A 16,082-nucleotide genomic window follows, 5' to 3' on the forward strand; every position below is an offset into this window, starting at 1 on the left:
TTGTAATTAGCCCTAAAACTCGTAATCTTACGGTAATAATAATAACAAGGGACTACCCACGTGGCTCGAGGACTTAAATTAGCCAGTACATTCTCAGACATATCCACGCAACTGCGGCGCTTCGTGTCTAAAATTGTGTTGCCTGACGATGTTGATGATATTGTTCAAGAAACCTTTGTTAAAAGTTATGAAGCTGAATTAAAGCAAGATATTCAATACACCCGTAGCTACATGTTAAAAACAGCTAAACACCTAGCACTTAATCATATAGCTAAATGGGATAATAAATTTAGTACCCCTTTAAATCACGAAACTGAACTCCCTAAATTGCTTAAATCAATGCAATTAGAAGACGAATACACCTCTAAAGAGCGTTTTTTATTATTTTGTCGGGCGACTGAGCAATTAAGTCCTGTTGTAAGAAAGTGCTTTATTTTAAAAAAAGTCTATGGAATGAGCCAAAAAGAGATCGCACAGCAAATGCAGCTAAGTCAAAGTACGGTAGAAAAACACATTGCCAAAGGGTTATTAAATACCATGCTATATATGCGCGAACAGTCACACGATGAGAGCGACCATTGCCAACAAAGTGCGGACATAATGAGGGCAGCAAAATGAATAACATCCATCAATTTACCTCAAAAGAATTAATATTAGAAAAAGCATCGCAATGGATCAGTGCTATTGACCGTGGCCTTACAAAAGAAGAGCAAGAACAATTTAAACTGTGGATGCTACAAAGTACTGCTCATCAAAATGCGGTGTATGAATTAGCTCAGCTTTGGGATGACCTGAGTGTACTTAACGAACTCAGCGTATTATTTCCAAATAAACAACCGGCTAATAGCAAAACAAAGCCTGCGTATGTATTTGGCATGGCAGCAAGTATTGTTGCTGCATTAATGATGTGCAGCTATTTATTGCTAAATATAGATAGCAATTTCAACAAAAATTTAGCCAAGGTAAATTATACAAAAATTTATAAAACAAAAGTTGGCGAGCAAGCAACCTATGTTTTACCAGATGGCACAATTGTACAACTTAATACCAATAGCTCATTGGAAGTCGCTTATAGCCAAGGCCGTAGGCAATTGTTACTAAGTCGTGGCGAGGGGCGTTTTAATGTTGCTAAAGATGCATCACGCCCATTCAGCGTGATGGCCGGTGATAAAAGCTTTACCGCTCTCGGTACTGTATTTAATGTGCAGCGCAATACTTCGTCAGATCTCGAGCTGGTTGTTACTGAGGGTAAAGTGATGATCACCGATCCTAGCGTTGCTGTTAATGCTGATGATTTTAAAGCGTATCAACAAGCTGATAATAACAATCATGAAATTCGTCAAATTAATGCCAATATTGTGATTTCCGGTGAAAAAGCCATTATTGAACAAAGCGTTACCAAACCAATCACACAGTTATCGGTTGATGATGTACAGCGTGACTTAGCTTGGCAAAATGGCATGTTGATATTTAATGGTGAGCAACTGGTTGATGCCTTAAACGAAGTCAGCCGTTATACCGCTACGCGGTTTGAACTATCATCTGATGAGTTAGCCCGTATAAAAGTGGCCGGTGTTTTTAAAGCGGGTGATGTGGCAGGGCTGTTAGAGAGCTTACAAAATAATTTTTCGATTGAACATGAACGTTTAGGCGAGCATGTTGTTAGCCTAAAATATCAAAAAAAATCATAGGTAATCGTAATGAAAATCACACCATTGTTAATCAATGTTGCTCGTAAGGGTGTAAAAAGTAATTTAAAGATTAAAAAAATGATAAAAAAATATAGAGGATTTTTGTTTGCTAACTGTTTATATAAGTTGCGCAGTAACCATACGTGCCATTTAACTCAATTTGGCCTTGTTGCACCGCTGTTTTTAAGTATCAGTGTGTATGCAAGTCAAACCGAGGGACAAATGATGCAATTTGATATAAAAGCGCAACGAGCAGACAAAGCCTTAATAGAATTTGCGAAGCAAACAGAACAAACTGTGGTTTTTTCGTATGAACTTGCCAAGCAATACGAAGCAAATTCGTTGTATGGATTTTATTCTCAACTTGATGCACTAAAAGCATTACTGGCTGAGACACAGCTCGATGCGGTTGTTGATCAAAATGGTTTACTGAGTATTAAACTCAAACAAATCAATAGGAAAGATAACAACATGATGAAGCTTTCAGGAGTTAGTGCAGCTGTATTACCTGCTTTACTTGCAGTTAATTCACAAGGAATCAATGCCGCTGAACAAAGCGCAGAACAAAACATCGAAAAAATTGCTATTGTAGGTAGTCGTGTGGCAGGGCGCTCAGTTGAAGACTTACCTGTCCCCGTTGATATTTTAAGTGCAGAAGCACTCGAAAATACCGGCCAAACAGAAGTTGGCCGCATGCTTCAAGCTATTGCACCTTCTTTTAACTTTTCAAGTTCATCTATCAGTGATGGTACTGATGCATTAAGACCAGCAACGCTACGTGGCCTAGGGCCAGATCAAACGTTGGTATTGATCAATGGTAAGCGTCGTCACCAAGCCAGTATTATTCATATTAATACTTCGGTGGGGCGTGGTACGGCGGGTACCGATATGAACGCTATTCCAGCCTCAGCAATTAAACGTATTGAAGTACTGCGTGATGGCGCTGCGGCTCAATATGGTTCTGATGCAATTGCCGGTGTTATAAATATTGTGCTCAAAGATGGCAGCGAAGGTGGTAAAGCCGCTATTAACTACGGTGAGTATTCAGAAGGTGATGGCGAAACTGTTAACATCGACTTTAATAAAGGCTTTGCTTTAGGTGACAATGGTTATTTAAATACAACTATAAACTACCGTGACCGCGCACCAACTAACCGTGCAGGGCTTCATGGTTCATGTCAATTTTATGGTTGTACTGAGCTCAGTGACGGCACGTTACTGGCAGGCGACCCGCGTGAACTAACCGCGCCACGCGATACATTTAGAATTGGCGATGCCGACTCTCAACAATTTGGTTTAACCGTTAACACCGGCTACGAATTAGGAGCGGGTGAACTATACGGTTTTATTACCTATTCAACGCGTGATAACGAATCAGCAGCATTTTTCCGTCATAATGCCAATGCCGGTGGTAACCCAGTATTACAAGATGGTGATGCGACAGTTCCGGCTGGCTTTTTACCAAAAATAAACACTACAATTGACGATATTTCATATAACTTTGGTTATAAAACGCAGTTTGATAACGACTCAAGCTTAGACTTATCGTACACCTATGGTGAAAACAGCATTGATTACACCACTAGCGATACGATTAATGCCTCTTATGCTAACTTCTTACGTTACGACCAAGGCTTAAGCGCTGCAGATATTCGCGCCACTATTCCACGTGAAGGTTACGCGTATGGTATGGAGTTATCACTGCAAACGATTAATCTTGATTTTACTCAAAATTTTGATGATTACTCATTAGCAATGGGCGCAGAAATACGCACCGATGAGTACCGTATTTTAGAGGGCAGCGAATACGCATACCGCGATTACGATACCAATAATGGTGTTAATATTTATGATGGACTAAGCGGTGGTATTGGTAGCGAAAATGCATCAGGTGGCACACAAGGCTTTGGTGGTTCATCGCCAGCATCGTCGGTTGATGAGTCGCGCGATGTGATCTCGTTTTACTTAGACGCTGAAGCTTACGTTATTGAGGATGTGATTATCTCAGGGGCGTTACGTTACGATAATTACAAAGGATTTGGCGATACAGTTAACTTTAAACTCGCGGGTAACTGGTCACTAACCGAAGATATTTCACTTCGTGGTGCATTAAGCTCAGGATTTAGAGCGCCTTCAATGCAGCAGTTGTACTTTAACAATATCAGCACGCAGTTTGTTGTTGGTCCTAATGGCAATTTAGTGGCTGAAGAAGTGGGCACGTTTAGAAACGATTCAACACTGGCGCAAAGTTTAGGTATTCCTAAGTTAACAGAAGAGAAATCACAAAACCGCAGTTTAGGTATTGTTTATAATGTAAGCGATAATATTAATGTAACGCTTGATTACTACTCAATCGATATTGACGACCGTATTGTAATTAGTAATCGCTTAGGCAAAGGTTTATCAAACAGTCTTGATGCAGCGTTACTGAGCTCGGGTGCTGGTGCAGGACAGTTTTTCTTAAATGGTGCTGACACAGAAACGCAAGGTATCGACTTTGTAGCTACATGGAATACAGAAGGCCTAGGCGGCACGCTTGATTTTACATTAGCGGCCAACTTTACCGAAACCGATGTCGTGTCGTTATTTACACCTGCAGGTTCTGGTCTTGAAACCGTGCCAGTCGATGATGTGTTTTCTGATCAAGAAATTTCTATCATTGAAGAATGGCAACCAGAAGATCGCATTAACTTAAGTGCGCTTTATCGCCGTGACGATTGGACTGTTAATTTATCACTTAATCGTTTTGGTGAGTATACAGTTGAAGATGGCGGCCGCCAGACTTACGGTGCTGAAATTTTAACTGACATTAAAGTTAATTACTTTGTAACTGATAATTTATCGGTAAATATTGGCGCAAATAACTTATTTGATGTTTATCCAGATGAAAACACCATAGGTAATTCACGTTCGGGTACTATTGTAGATGCTCAAGGTAATACCATTGTCAGCAGTGATGGGGTATTTAAGTACTCTCGTCGTTCAGCGCCATTTGGTTTTAACGGTGCTTACTACTACGTAGGTGCAGAATACCGCTTTTAATTAATAACTCTCCTATTGTTATTTAACAACCAAAGGGCCGTAAGGCCCTTTTATAGTTTTTAAACTTAATGTTTTTGCATTTTACTCATTTCAGCATGACAGCTTTGCATGGTAAGCAATACCTTTGACAGCGCCGCTTCACAATCATGTGATTGAGGCTTTTTTAACGCTGTTTTAATTTCTTCTAAGGTTTTATCTTCTACTTCTTCAAGCTCTTTAATGTAGGTTTGGTCGTTATCGCTAGTGAATGTACTGAGCAAAGCGGTAAATGCTCTGCGTGCTTCTACCGCGAACGAAGAGCCATCTTCACGTGCACCTTGTTGATTAATTGCATAGGGTTGTAAGCTTTCAACACTTACTTTGCGGGCGTCGATCATGCGCTGAAATAATGCACTTACGCTAGGATCTTGTACTTTATCTTGTGCTTTTTCGTAAAAGTCGATACCGCTATTCATTACTTGGATAATGTCGGTGATATGATTTATCTCTTGTCCTTGATGGGTGCTCATAATAATGACCTCTGTTAATTTAAAATACATAGATAACTAAGCAAGCGGCATTCCAACGCGGTTTTATTTTTAACTAATTGTTTTTAATGGTTTTATTATTGTGGGGAGGTCTAGGTAAGCTTGCTAACATGCTGCTAGCAAGCAAAATTTACATAAAAGCATGTAAGAAGGTTATTTAAGCTCTTCAGCTACTTCGGCCACTTTTTGACGTAACCAAATATGGCTAGCATCTCTGTGTAACAAAGGGCTCCATATCATATCAAGTTCAAATGGTGGAATTGGAAAGGGTGGTTCAAGTATTTTAAGCCCCGGATCGTCTACATAAATATTGGCCGCTTTTGAAGGTAAAGTCGCCACGAGGTTTTTTTCTTTCGCTAAATGAATCGCAACATGGTAGTTACGAGTAAACGTGGCAATATTTCGATGCTTCCCAAAATGTGCGAGCGCTTCGTCAACCCAACCCAGCTTTTGCACATCTTTTGGATCCATGCCAACCCCAACACCAAAGCCTGTTTTACTTACCCAAATATGACGGGCTTTTAAATAGCTATCTAGGCTAAAGTTTTCAATAATAGGGTTGTCGGATCTTACTAAACAGCAAAAGCTATCTTTCCAAATTCGCTTATGATGAAACGATTGCGGTAAGTTCTCGAAGCGGTTAATTGCCATGTCTACTTTACCGTTTTCTACATCATGAAAAGTTACATCGCTGGGCGTTAAAATATCTAATGTGGTGTCTGGGGCTTCTTCATGTAATTTCCCTAACAAACGCGGTGCCATGGTACTGGCTGCATAGTCACTGGCCATAATTCTAAACACGCGTTTACTTTGTTTAGCTTCAAATTCGCGATTAGGTGCTAGCGTTTCTTCAAGCGTCATCAAAATACCGCGAATAACAGGCTGTAACTCAATAGCGCGCTCGGTCGGCACCATACCATCGCTGGTACGCACTAAAATAGGATCGTTAAAAAGGTTACGTAGGCGTTTAAGTCCATTACTCATTGCCGGTTGAGTAATACTAAGCTGGTTAGCGGCACGAGTAACGTTACATTCGCGCAGTAACGTATCGAGATAAACCAGTAAATTTAAATCTATTTTACTTATATTCATTGTGTGTCCTTAACGTTTACCAGTAATGGATAAAACGCTGTGCTGTAGGATAGGGATAAATATGACTCACCTTTCCATTTTTTATATTTTGTTGTGCTTGTTTCCAAAAGCTCACATCAAGTAGTTCTGGGTGCGTACTGGTTAAAAATTGTTTATATGTTGGGTTAGGCATTACAAAGGTACATAATTGCTCTGGAAATACATCTTGCGGAGCAACCGAGTAACTTTGTTCATCCATCAAATAATCATCATAACTTTTTGCTTTGGGTAGTGCTCTAAAGTTCATGTCTGTTAAATATTGCACTTCATCGTAATCATAAAAAATAATACGTTTGTGCTTACTTACACCAAAGTTCTTTAACAGCATATCGCCAGGGAAAATATTCACGGCAATCATTTCTTTAAGCGCCTGGCCATACTCTTCAATGGCATCGGCGGCACTTTTTTCGTCTGCATTTTCTAAAAACAAATTAAGCGGTGTCATTCGCCGTTCAATGTATAAATGTTTTATGATTAACCAGTCACTTTCAATCACCATCGATGAGCCAATGGTTTTGTGCAACTGTGCTAACAAGTTACTATCAAATCGTGCCAAAGGAAATACGACGTTTGAATACTCTATGGTGTCAGCCATTCGGCCAACACGGTCATGACTTTTAACCAGTTGATAGCGTTTTAATACCGTATCGCGACCAAACGGCTTACTTTCACCAAATTTATCTTTAATAACTTTAAATACATAACCAAACGAGGGTAGGGTAAATACCATCATCACCATACCCGGTGTACCGGGAGCAATGGTAAATTCATCATTAGAATGGGTTAAATGATTCAAAAACTCGCGATAAAACTCGGTTTTACCTTGTTTATGAAAGCCTATGGCGTTGTAAAGCTCGGCGAGGGTTTTATTAGGCATAAGTTGATTTAAAAACCGTACTAACGCTGAAGGAGCATGAGTTTCTACCATAAAATAGGCACGCGCAAAGCCAAAAATAACGCGCATTTGTGACGACTTTGTAAGTAAGGCATCTAAATAAAGGCCTTTATCTTCATGGTGTAACACCGCAATAATAAAAGGCTGAACGCCACTTTGCGATACAACGCGCCCCACAATGTAAGCGGCTTTATTACGATAAAACGGGGTATGTAATATATCAAAACGCATTTGCCAATGTTGGTGGTGTGTATCGGGTGCTTGTTTATAAAAGGCTTTAACTAATAAACGAATATCGCGTTCTAGATTGACAAAATCGGCCTTAAAATCAAAGTGATTAATAATGCGCTTAATGGTGGGCTTTAAACCATCTACAACAGGAAAATAACTACGGTATTCAGCTTCAACGGGCACAGAAGGCGCATCTTTGAGCGTGGCTTCTACAAAAATAAAGTCATTGTGAAAATAGCGGCGGTGGTACAGGCGGCAGAATACTGAATTATAAAATGTTTCAGCAAGTTCTGCTTGCGGATGAAAACATAAAAAGTGTTGGTAAAGCTTTTTCACTTCAAGCCATAAGCTCTCGTTTAGCGCGTCTGTTTGCTGGCGTTCTCTTAGTGTTTTTGTTGTTTCGTTTACCCGATCATCGTAATAGCTTATACGCAGGCGACTTATATCATTAATGGCTTGCCAGTCTCTTTTAGCAAAAGCGTAGGGAGCCTTGGCTGTTGTTCTTTGAAACAGCAAATAATGCTTTTTAAAACCGGTTAAAATTAATTCAGCAATTTGGCGTGGTTGCATCAGTACTCCTTAATAGACGCCTTTAGGTGTTTAGGATAATGCCGGTGGTTATACCAATTTTATTAAAAACATGATCATTCTAGCGTTTTAAATAATCCGCTAGCTGCGTTAAAAATTATTTATATAGAACAAGTATGTATCATAATTTTCGCCTTGTTATCGACTTATTTCTTTGTCGCTATAATAGATCACTAATTTAATGCAATTGGTATTAGTATTAAATCCGAAAAAGGTGGTCAAAGGAAATTACACCACTAAACACACAATAGAGTTTATGCTCTATAGATGTTAAGGGTATGTTATTTTATATTTAAAACCAAGCTAATTAAGATGATAATTATTGAAGTTAGTCTGATTAAGGTTGATAGGCATCAATCTTTTTTTGTAACTTTTTAATACGCTTTTCAATCAATGCTTTATCTTTTTTATATTGCTTATCTAATTTTTTCTGTGTGTTTCTAATATCTTTGCTAATACGCTTTTTATCATCTGCGCTCAATATATGATTTAAACGCTGCTGTTGTTTAAAATCAGCCCTGTCTTTTTCTCGTAAAAGTATTGCTAACTTATGCTGATTACTGCGCAGCTCTGCTTCTAGGTTGGAAATAATCGTATCTCGTTCCAGCTCGTTTAACTGTTTGGTATAGTTTATTTCTTTACCGGTTTGCTTAGGCTCAGTGGCGGTTATTGTGTGTGAGGTAGCATTATCACTACAGGGAAATTGAGAGAAAGTGGTGCCTTTGGGAGTGACGCACTTGAAATAGGTGGTTTGAGCTAATGCAAGAGAGCTAAAACATAAAATACAGACAGTAATGATCAGATTAATAACGCTGAACATAATGATTATCCTTTGTATATTCTGATCGAGTTAATAATTTTTAATGATAAAAACTATAACCTAGCTTGGGGGGATAGCAAGTGCAAAGGAGTAATAACAGAAACTAAGCGAGTCAGTTTTAATGACTCGCTCGTATTATGAGGTGCTATTGAGAAAATGTTTTAAGCTTTTTAATACCATGCACTAAGAATGGAATATCAAGCCCTTGTTCAATTGAAAACCCTTCAGCGGCAGAGATATTTCTAAAATTTCCATCACGATCAATAAGCGTGATTCTATCTTTTTTGTAAGCAATCACCACGCCTTGCGAGTAATTAACCCCAATATTATTACTTTTACTGTACAAGTTTTCGCCCAGCATAGTTTGCTGCGCAAGCGCATTACAGTTTAAGTATTCGCCAAGGCTCGTAGCGATAATATCGCTGGGCTGAATTAAACCGTTCACCTTAGAAATAAATTTATCGGAGCTGTACAATGTTGACGTGGTTACAATTTCATTGCTATTTTGCGAGATACTAAAAGCAAAAAATTCAGTAGCGTCATCACGTACAGTGGCGTTTTCAGCCCCTTTGACAATTCTTATTGCACTGTCTTTGTGTGCTTGCTCGTTAATAAAGCTCAGCTCATCAATACCGGCCACTTCCACACTACGGCGTTGGCTTTGCCAAACGGGTAAAGTTTGCTGCTCAATAATGTTCGTTTTGTAAAATGCTGGCAAGCCGTACACAAGCCCAAATAACATATCACTATGATCGGTGGGTTGTAAAAATTGCGTGTTTTTATAAATACTTTGTTGGCTGGCAACAAATTTTGCTAGCTGCTCGTCATTATCAAACACCAATATATCAACTTTTGCTGCGCTGTAATCTTCACATTTTTCTAATGGAGCAGGTGCTTGATAATTAATACCTTGGTTATTAATTTTAACGTTGTGCGCTTGCTCGTAGCTTTCAACATCCAGCAAATCGTTTTTAGCGAGTAAGCTTTTTGCCGTAGTCGGGTACGAAAGTGGTAGTACATTATCTTGTTTAGTGATATCAAATTTTAAATTTGCATCAGCCCAAATATGAATGCTGTGGCTTAGCGCAAAACAAATCACTAAAAATGAACCGGCATAACGGGCAAATTTAAACTGTTTTAAACGCCCTAAATGATGCCAAGTAAAATTACTAACAGTCAATTGAAACGCTAATATTGCTAACACTATGCTGCCTGCAAGCAAGGTGGTAAGTGCGGGTGAGTTTGTTACACGATGCCACAACAGTGAAATAATTTCAGGCAGTGCAGAGGCATTTAAGTGATAACCTAAGTTAAAGTAGACGTAAGCGTCTAAAGTCAGTATTGAGGCCCCGACAGTTGCAATCACTGCTGCCATACCGCGTATATGCCGTGGGTAGGGGAATACTAAACTCAAAGGGAAAACCGTCAGCACAAACGCTAAAAATGCAATAAAGCTAGTGTGGCTTAGCCAAGTAACCATCATATAGGTTATACCCATATAAGTGGTCGGTGGCGAATCGGCAAATAAATAGCTTAAGCTAATTAAAAGCGCTAAGCCAATATTGGCAAATGTAAACCAATGACCCCAACTTAATAATTGACTCGCTTTCGATGAAAACTGGTTGTGCTGCGATAAATTCATAGAGTTTACTTAACCGACTGCGCGAGTGCTTTTGCAAAGTTCTCGGTAACGGCTTGTCTTTTCCCTGTTGGTACATGCTCTTTTAAGATATGCGTGATAGAATTTCCTAAACACATAAGACTTAAATCAACCGGCGCATTATGTTTTGATAAAACATCAATAAGCTGATCGACGATTTGTTCTACTTCTTCATTAGAGTATTTTGATAAGATTGGCATCAGTTGGTTCAATAAAAAGAGTTATATTCCCGTATTTTAACACCAGAGGCGTGAAAAACAAAGATGGCAATAGATGTTAAAAAATTAGTCGTTCACTATGTAGACAAAAAAGACGACGACACTCAAATTCACCTTCGTAACGACGAAATGACTATCAACGATAAAGTGGCTGTATTCATTGAGCAATTACACCATGCCTATAACGGAAAACCAGGCAAAGGGTTTTGTGCTTTTAGTGGCGAAAAAAACAGTATTGTTGCCTCTACTATGCAAAGCTATCGCAATAATGAGCTTGGCTTTTGGCACATGACCGAGCAGGCATCAACGGTGTTAAAAGAAGAGTTAGATAAATACGCCTTTAACGAAACCGGCTATTTAGTATTTTGTCATTATCAGTACGTGGCGACTGATTATATGTTGATTGCCATGATCAATATCAAAGAGCATTACTCAATGACCTCTGAGCTTGATTTAGCCGCATCGCGTCATTTAGATATTTCGCGTATGCAATTGGCTGCTCGTATTGACTTAACCGCATGGGATACCCAGGCAGACGACAATCGTTATATTTCATTTATTAAAGGTCGTGCAGGGCGTAAAGTCGCTGACTTTTTCTTAGACTTTTTAGGTTGCGAAGAGGGCATTGATCCTAAGCAGCAAAGTCAAGTGATGCTCAATGCGGTAGAAGACTACTTATCAGAGCAAGAGTTTGATAAGTCTGAAAAAGACGATTTACGTAAGCAAGTATTTGATTACTGTAACGACTGTGTTACCACGGGTGAAGAAGCTAATGTGAGTGAACTTTCAGCAACGCTTACCAAAGGCGACGACAACCCGTTTGAAAGTTTTTGTAAAGAGCAAAGCTATGACTTAGAAGAGTCATTCCCGGTTGATAAAAAAACGGTAACCAGCATGGTTAAATTTTCAGGCTTAGGCGGTGGAGTCAGTATCAGTTTTGAGCGTAAGCATTTAGGCGAGCGTGTAACTTATAATGAAGCCACTGATACGTTAGTGATCAAGGGCATTCCACCAAACCTAAAAGATCAACTACAGCGTTTTATGGAACAACAGCAAGATTAAACTCACAGCGGGCTGCGAGCTACGGGTTGCGGGATCAGGTTCGTAACCCGAACCCCGCAGCCAGCTAACTTTTTGACTCTAATCTTTGGTTTTTTAATCACAGAGAACACCGAGGCGCTGCGCGCTGCACCCAGAATACAAAACAAAACCAATACCCTGTACTTTTTAATTTCATAACATTTGTATTTAATCATTTCCTCTTTTTTCTTCTATCCTCTGTGGTAAATAAATCACTAAAATCTTATTGTCATGCTTACGGCAATTTGCGAGCTACGGGCTTCGGGATCAGGCTCGAAGCCCGATCCCCGCAACCCGTAAATTTGTGAATGATTTTCTTAAAGATCTAATTGCACTGAGAGAAGCGGATGAGGAGTAAATGAGAAGATAATACATAGTTTTAGGGATCAGGCTCGTAACCCGATCCCCGCAGCCCGCTAACCTTCGACTTTAACCTCTAAAATCGCAGTGTCTCTAACCCCTCTTTGTGTATAATTTTCTTAAAGATCTAATTGCACTGAGAGAAGAGAATGAGGAGTAAATGAGAAGATAAAACAGGTATTAGCAGATAACTTGTAGACATAGAGCTTGATCTCGTGTGAAGCGAAGCTTCGAATGTTTTAACCTTTAACCTTTAACCTTTAACCTTCAGTCTTTACTCCTTACCCGATCCTCGCAGCCCGAACCCCGTTTGCCAGATACATAAATGCCAGGCATTAAAAAACCGCGTTAAAATCAATTAACGCGGCTTTTTTATGCTTTGAGCTAAAACTCTGTGCTTAGTCAGCACTAAGCGTTTTAGTCATTGCTGAACTTGCACGACCCGCTGGCTTGATAGAACCGGCCCGTAAGCCACTATCAGGAATAGCTTCACGTTTGTCATGTGCCATCGCGACCGATGTATGCTTGGTTTCGCTATCGGCTACAGGCGTAGGCTGTGCCATTGGCGCACTTGCATGTCCTGCTGTAATCACTGTTTTAGCGTTTACATTAGCTGAACTAGCTTGCGAAACTGTCTTGGGTTGACTTTCAACCACAGGCGCTTCTTTAGCTTCTACTGGTGTTTCAGCAACGGTAACCGGTGCTGTTTCAGCTTCAACAGCAACTTCTTCAGCTGGTACTGATTCTTCAGCTTTCACTGGTTCTTCAGCTTTTACTGGTTCTTCAGCTTTCACTGGTTCTTCAGCTTTCACTGGCTCTTCAGTTTGCACTGGTTCTTCAGCTTGCACTGGTTCTTCAGCTTTTACTGGTTCTTCAGCTTTTACTGGTTCTTCAGCTTTCACTGGTTCTTCAGTTTTTACTAGTTCTTCAGCTTTTACTGGTTCTTCAGCTTGTACTGGTTCTTCAGCTTTTACTGGTTCTACAGTTTTTACTGGTTCATCAGTTTTTACTGGCTCTTCAGTTTTCACTGGTTCTTCAGCTTTTACTGGTTCTTCAGCTTTTACTGGTTCTTCAACTTTCGCTAATTCTTCTTCAACAATGTTTTGTTCAACTGCATCAGAGGCATCAACGGCCGTTTTATGTGCTTTTGCTTTTAGCTCTGCTTCGTATTCAGCAGCGGCTTGATCCGCAACTGGAATGAAAGCAGGCGCTTCATCAGACTTCTCTTGCGCGTTTTCACCTTCAGGGCGACGACGACGTTGGCCAGATGCACGAAGATGACGCGGTGAACGACGTGAGCGAGTACGTGTTTGCTCTTGCTCTTCATCTTGTGTTGCCACGTTATCGTTTGCATCAACAACAGCCTCAGCTTGTTCTTTAGCAGGTGCAGGTGCTTTTTCATCAGATACCGGCGCTTGCTTTTCAACAACAGGAGCTTGCTTTTCAACAACAGGAGCTTGCTCTTTCACTTGTGGCTTTCCTTCTTTAACCACTGGTTGCTCAACAGCTTGCTCAGTTGTTTGAACTTGCTCTGTGCTTTCGTCTTGTACGCGAACTTTTTTACGTAAATTACGACGTTGACGACGTACCTTAGGCTTTTGCTCTTTTGGCTCAGCATTCTTATCAGATTTAACTGCAGTATCCGTATTTTGAGTTGCCTCTGCTTTTACTTGCGTTTTATCTTCAGTTTTATGCTCAGGACGTTTACGCGTATTTGAATTACGACGGCGCTTATTGCGATTCTCATTCTTTTCTTGCGTATCATTTACAGGCGCCGACTCATTTTTAGCTTCAGCGTCTGCAGTACGTTCGTTACGCGGTTTATTACGAGGGTTATTATTACGACGACGTTGGTTGTTATTACGACGACGATTATCATTACCACGGTTATTACTAGGGCGATCTTGCGATTGCTTTTCAGTCTGTTTTTCTGATTTTTGCTCAGTATCAGACCCAAATAACGACTTAATCCATTTACCTAATGCGGCAAATAAACCAATTTCAGCTTTTGCTTCTACTACCGGCGCAGCTTTTGCTGCCGCTTGTGGAGCAGGCGTTGAAGGCATAACGACGCCTTTAAGCTTCGGCTCTTCACGAACAGGTGCCGCTGGCGATTTAGACATTTCAAATGCTTCAGGCTCAGGCGCAACAACTTGCTCGTAGCTTACAGTTTCAAGCGTTTCATCTTTACGTAAACGCATTACTTCGTAGTGAGGTGTTTCCATGTGTTGATTAGGAATAATCACTACATCACATTTATGATGCTTTTCAATACGGTGAACGCTACGACGTTGCTCATTCAATAAATAAGCGGCAACAGCAACAGGCACTTGAGCATTAACTTGAGCGGTGTTGTCTTTAATCGCTTCTTCTTCAATTAAACGAAGAATAGACAATGCGATTGATTCGTTAGAACGAATTGTACCTTGACCACTACAACGTGGACAAACACCTTGGCTTGCTTCGCCTAGTGAAGGGCGTAGGCGTTGGCGCGACATTTCAAGTAAGCCAAAGCGAGAAATTTTACCAATTTGTACGCGCGCACGATCTGGGCGAGCAGCATCTTTTAAGCGGTTTTCTACTTCACGTTGATGACGTGGAGGTGTCATATCAATAAAGTCGATAACAATTAAGCCACCTAAATCACGTAAACGAAGTTGACGTGCAATTTCATCTGCCGCTTCTAGGTTGGTGTTAAGCGCTGTTTCTTCAATATCGCCGCCTTTTGTTGCTTTAGACGAGTTGATATCGATAGAGGTAAGTGCTTCAGTAGGGTCAATTACAATAGAACCACCTGAAGGTAAGCGCACTTCACGTTGGAACGCAGACTCAATTTGGCTTTCAATTTGGTAATGTGTAAATAACGGTGTATCACCTTGATAAAGCTTAACGCGACTCATGAAATCAGGACGAAAACGCTCTATGTGCGCTTTAGCTTCTTCAAAAACACGAGGCTTATCAATTAAAATTTCGCCAATGTCACGACGTAAATAATCGCGAATTGCACGGAAAATTACGTTGCTTTCTTGGTGAATTAAAAATGGTGCTTTTGCACTGTCTGCCGCTTGTTGAATGGCTTCCCAGTGGACTAATAATGCTTTTAAATCGTAGTTTAGTTCTTCAAACGACTTACCAACACCTGCGGTACGTACAATTAAGCCCATACCTTTTGGAAGTTCTAAGCGGCTTAGCGACTCTTTAAGTTCAGTACGCTCATCACCCTCAATACGGCGAGAAATACCGCCAGCGCGAGGGTTGTTAGGCATAAGCACTAAATAACTACCTGCCACGCTGATAAAGGTAGTCAGTGCTGCCCCTTTTTGGCCGCGCTCTTCTTTATCAACTTGTACAATAACTTCTTGACCTTCTTTGATCACGTCGCGAATATTCGGACGACCATGGAAGGTGTAACCTTGCGGGAAGTAAGTACGGGCAATTTCTTTTAAAGGAAGGAAACCATGACGATCAGCACCGTAATCAACAAATGCTGCTTCTAAAGATGGTTCAATACGTGTGATTTTACCTTTGTAAATATTGGCTTTTTTCTGTTCGTGACCTGGGCTTTCTATATCTAAATCATATAGGCGCTGGCCGTCAACCAGTGCTACGCGCATTTCTTCTTGCTGCGTTGCATTGATTAGCATACGTTTCATAATGTTACTCTACTAGTTTGTGTCGCTGACATGACGATGTTTTCTCGCCTGTTCAGGTGTTCCTATTTTTAGAATGTGCAGCCTCACGACTGGGTCTTTAACGGAACGGCTCTGTATTTAGTAAGCAGTATTTTAAATGCCGGCAAACAATAGGGTGTAATCACGCTATTAAATTCTAAGGGGATA

General features: G+C 40.3%; 11 protein-coding genes. 4 read left to right on the forward strand and 7 right to left on the reverse strand.

Annotation, left to right across the window (positions count from 1 at the left end; genetic code table 11):
• Window positions 1–60: 60 nt before the first annotated feature.
• Genes N523_RS0118110 through N523_RS0118120 form a run of 3 tightly spaced genes read left to right on the forward strand, consistent with a single transcriptional unit; the run spans window position 61 to window position 4,733 of the window.
• The gene (locus tag N523_RS0118110; RefSeq protein WP_013464680.1) at window positions 61–618 is read left to right on the forward strand and encodes an RNA polymerase sigma factor; all 558 of its coding nucleotides are present in this window, start codon (window positions 61–63) and stop codon (window positions 616–618) included.
• Window positions 615–1,691, forward strand: coding sequence for a FecR family protein (locus tag N523_RS0118115; protein ID WP_024601386.1), 1,077 nt, complete (start codon window positions 615–617; stop codon window positions 1,689–1,691). The genes N523_RS0118110 and N523_RS0118115 overlap by 4 nt, the downstream gene beginning before the upstream one ends.
• Window positions 1,692–1,700: 9 nt before the next feature.
• Entirely contained in the window at window positions 1,701–4,733 is a 3,033-nt protein-coding gene (locus N523_RS0118120; RefSeq protein WP_028835764.1) for a TonB-dependent receptor plug domain-containing protein, read from the forward strand.
• Window positions 4,734–4,798: 65 nt separating this feature from the next.
• Here N523_RS0118120 and N523_RS0118125 read toward each other — a convergent pair whose 3' ends face one another.
• From N523_RS0118125 to N523_RS0118150, 6 genes are all read right to left on the reverse strand, one after another.
• Window positions 4,799–5,242, reverse strand: a complete 444-nt coding sequence (locus N523_RS0118125) for a ferritin-like domain-containing protein (protein WP_024601388.1) — start codon at window positions 5,240–5,242, stop codon at window positions 4,799–4,801.
• Between the two features lie 171 nt (window positions 5,243–5,413).
• Window positions 5,414–6,352: a LysR family transcriptional regulator gene (locus tag N523_RS0118130; RefSeq protein ID WP_028835763.1), complete on the reverse strand. Its 939-nt coding sequence runs from the start codon at window positions 6,350–6,352 to the stop codon at window positions 5,414–5,416.
• 16 nt (window positions 6,353–6,368) lie between these two features.
• Window positions 6,369–8,087 (reverse strand): bifunctional isocitrate dehydrogenase kinase/phosphatase, encoded by a 1,719-nt coding sequence (gene aceK / locus N523_RS0118135; RefSeq protein WP_028835762.1) that lies wholly within the window; start codon window positions 8,085–8,087, stop codon window positions 6,369–6,371.
• Window positions 8,088–8,442: 355 nt separating this feature from the next.
• On the reverse strand, window positions 8,443–8,925 hold the full coding sequence (locus tag N523_RS0118140; RefSeq protein WP_013464686.1) for a DUF4124 domain-containing protein: 483 nt from the start codon (window positions 8,923–8,925) through the stop codon (window positions 8,443–8,445).
• A 145-nt stretch (window positions 8,926–9,070) separates the two neighbouring features.
• Window positions 9,071–10,567, reverse strand: coding sequence for a DUF3413 domain-containing protein (locus N523_RS0118145; protein ID WP_028835761.1), 1,497 nt, complete (start codon window positions 10,565–10,567; stop codon window positions 9,071–9,073).
• A 5-nt stretch (window positions 10,568–10,572) separates the two neighbouring features.
• Window positions 10,573–10,785, reverse strand: coding sequence for a DUF1414 domain-containing protein (locus tag N523_RS0118150; protein WP_008109847.1), 213 nt, complete (start codon window positions 10,783–10,785; stop codon window positions 10,573–10,575).
• A 63-nt stretch (window positions 10,786–10,848) separates the two neighbouring features.
• Between N523_RS0118150 and yejK the strand changes: the two genes are divergently transcribed.
• Complete coding sequence (gene yejK / locus N523_RS0118155; RefSeq protein WP_028835760.1) at window positions 10,849–11,865, forward strand: nucleoid-associated protein YejK; 1,017 nt, start codon at window positions 10,849–10,851, stop codon at window positions 11,863–11,865.
• Window positions 11,866–12,641: 776 nt separating this feature from the next.
• Here yejK and rne read toward each other — a convergent pair.
• Window positions 12,642–15,896 (reverse strand): ribonuclease E, encoded by a 3,255-nt coding sequence (gene rne / locus N523_RS0118160; protein WP_028835972.1) that lies wholly within the window; start codon window positions 15,894–15,896, stop codon window positions 12,642–12,644.
• Window positions 15,897–16,082 lie beyond the last annotated feature (186 nt).

Origin of the sequence: Pseudoalteromonas sp. 23_GOM-1509m (assembly GCF_000518425.1) — a bacterium.
GTDB classification, from domain to species: domain Bacteria; phylum Pseudomonadota; class Gammaproteobacteria; order Enterobacterales; family Alteromonadaceae; genus Pseudoalteromonas; species Pseudoalteromonas tetraodonis.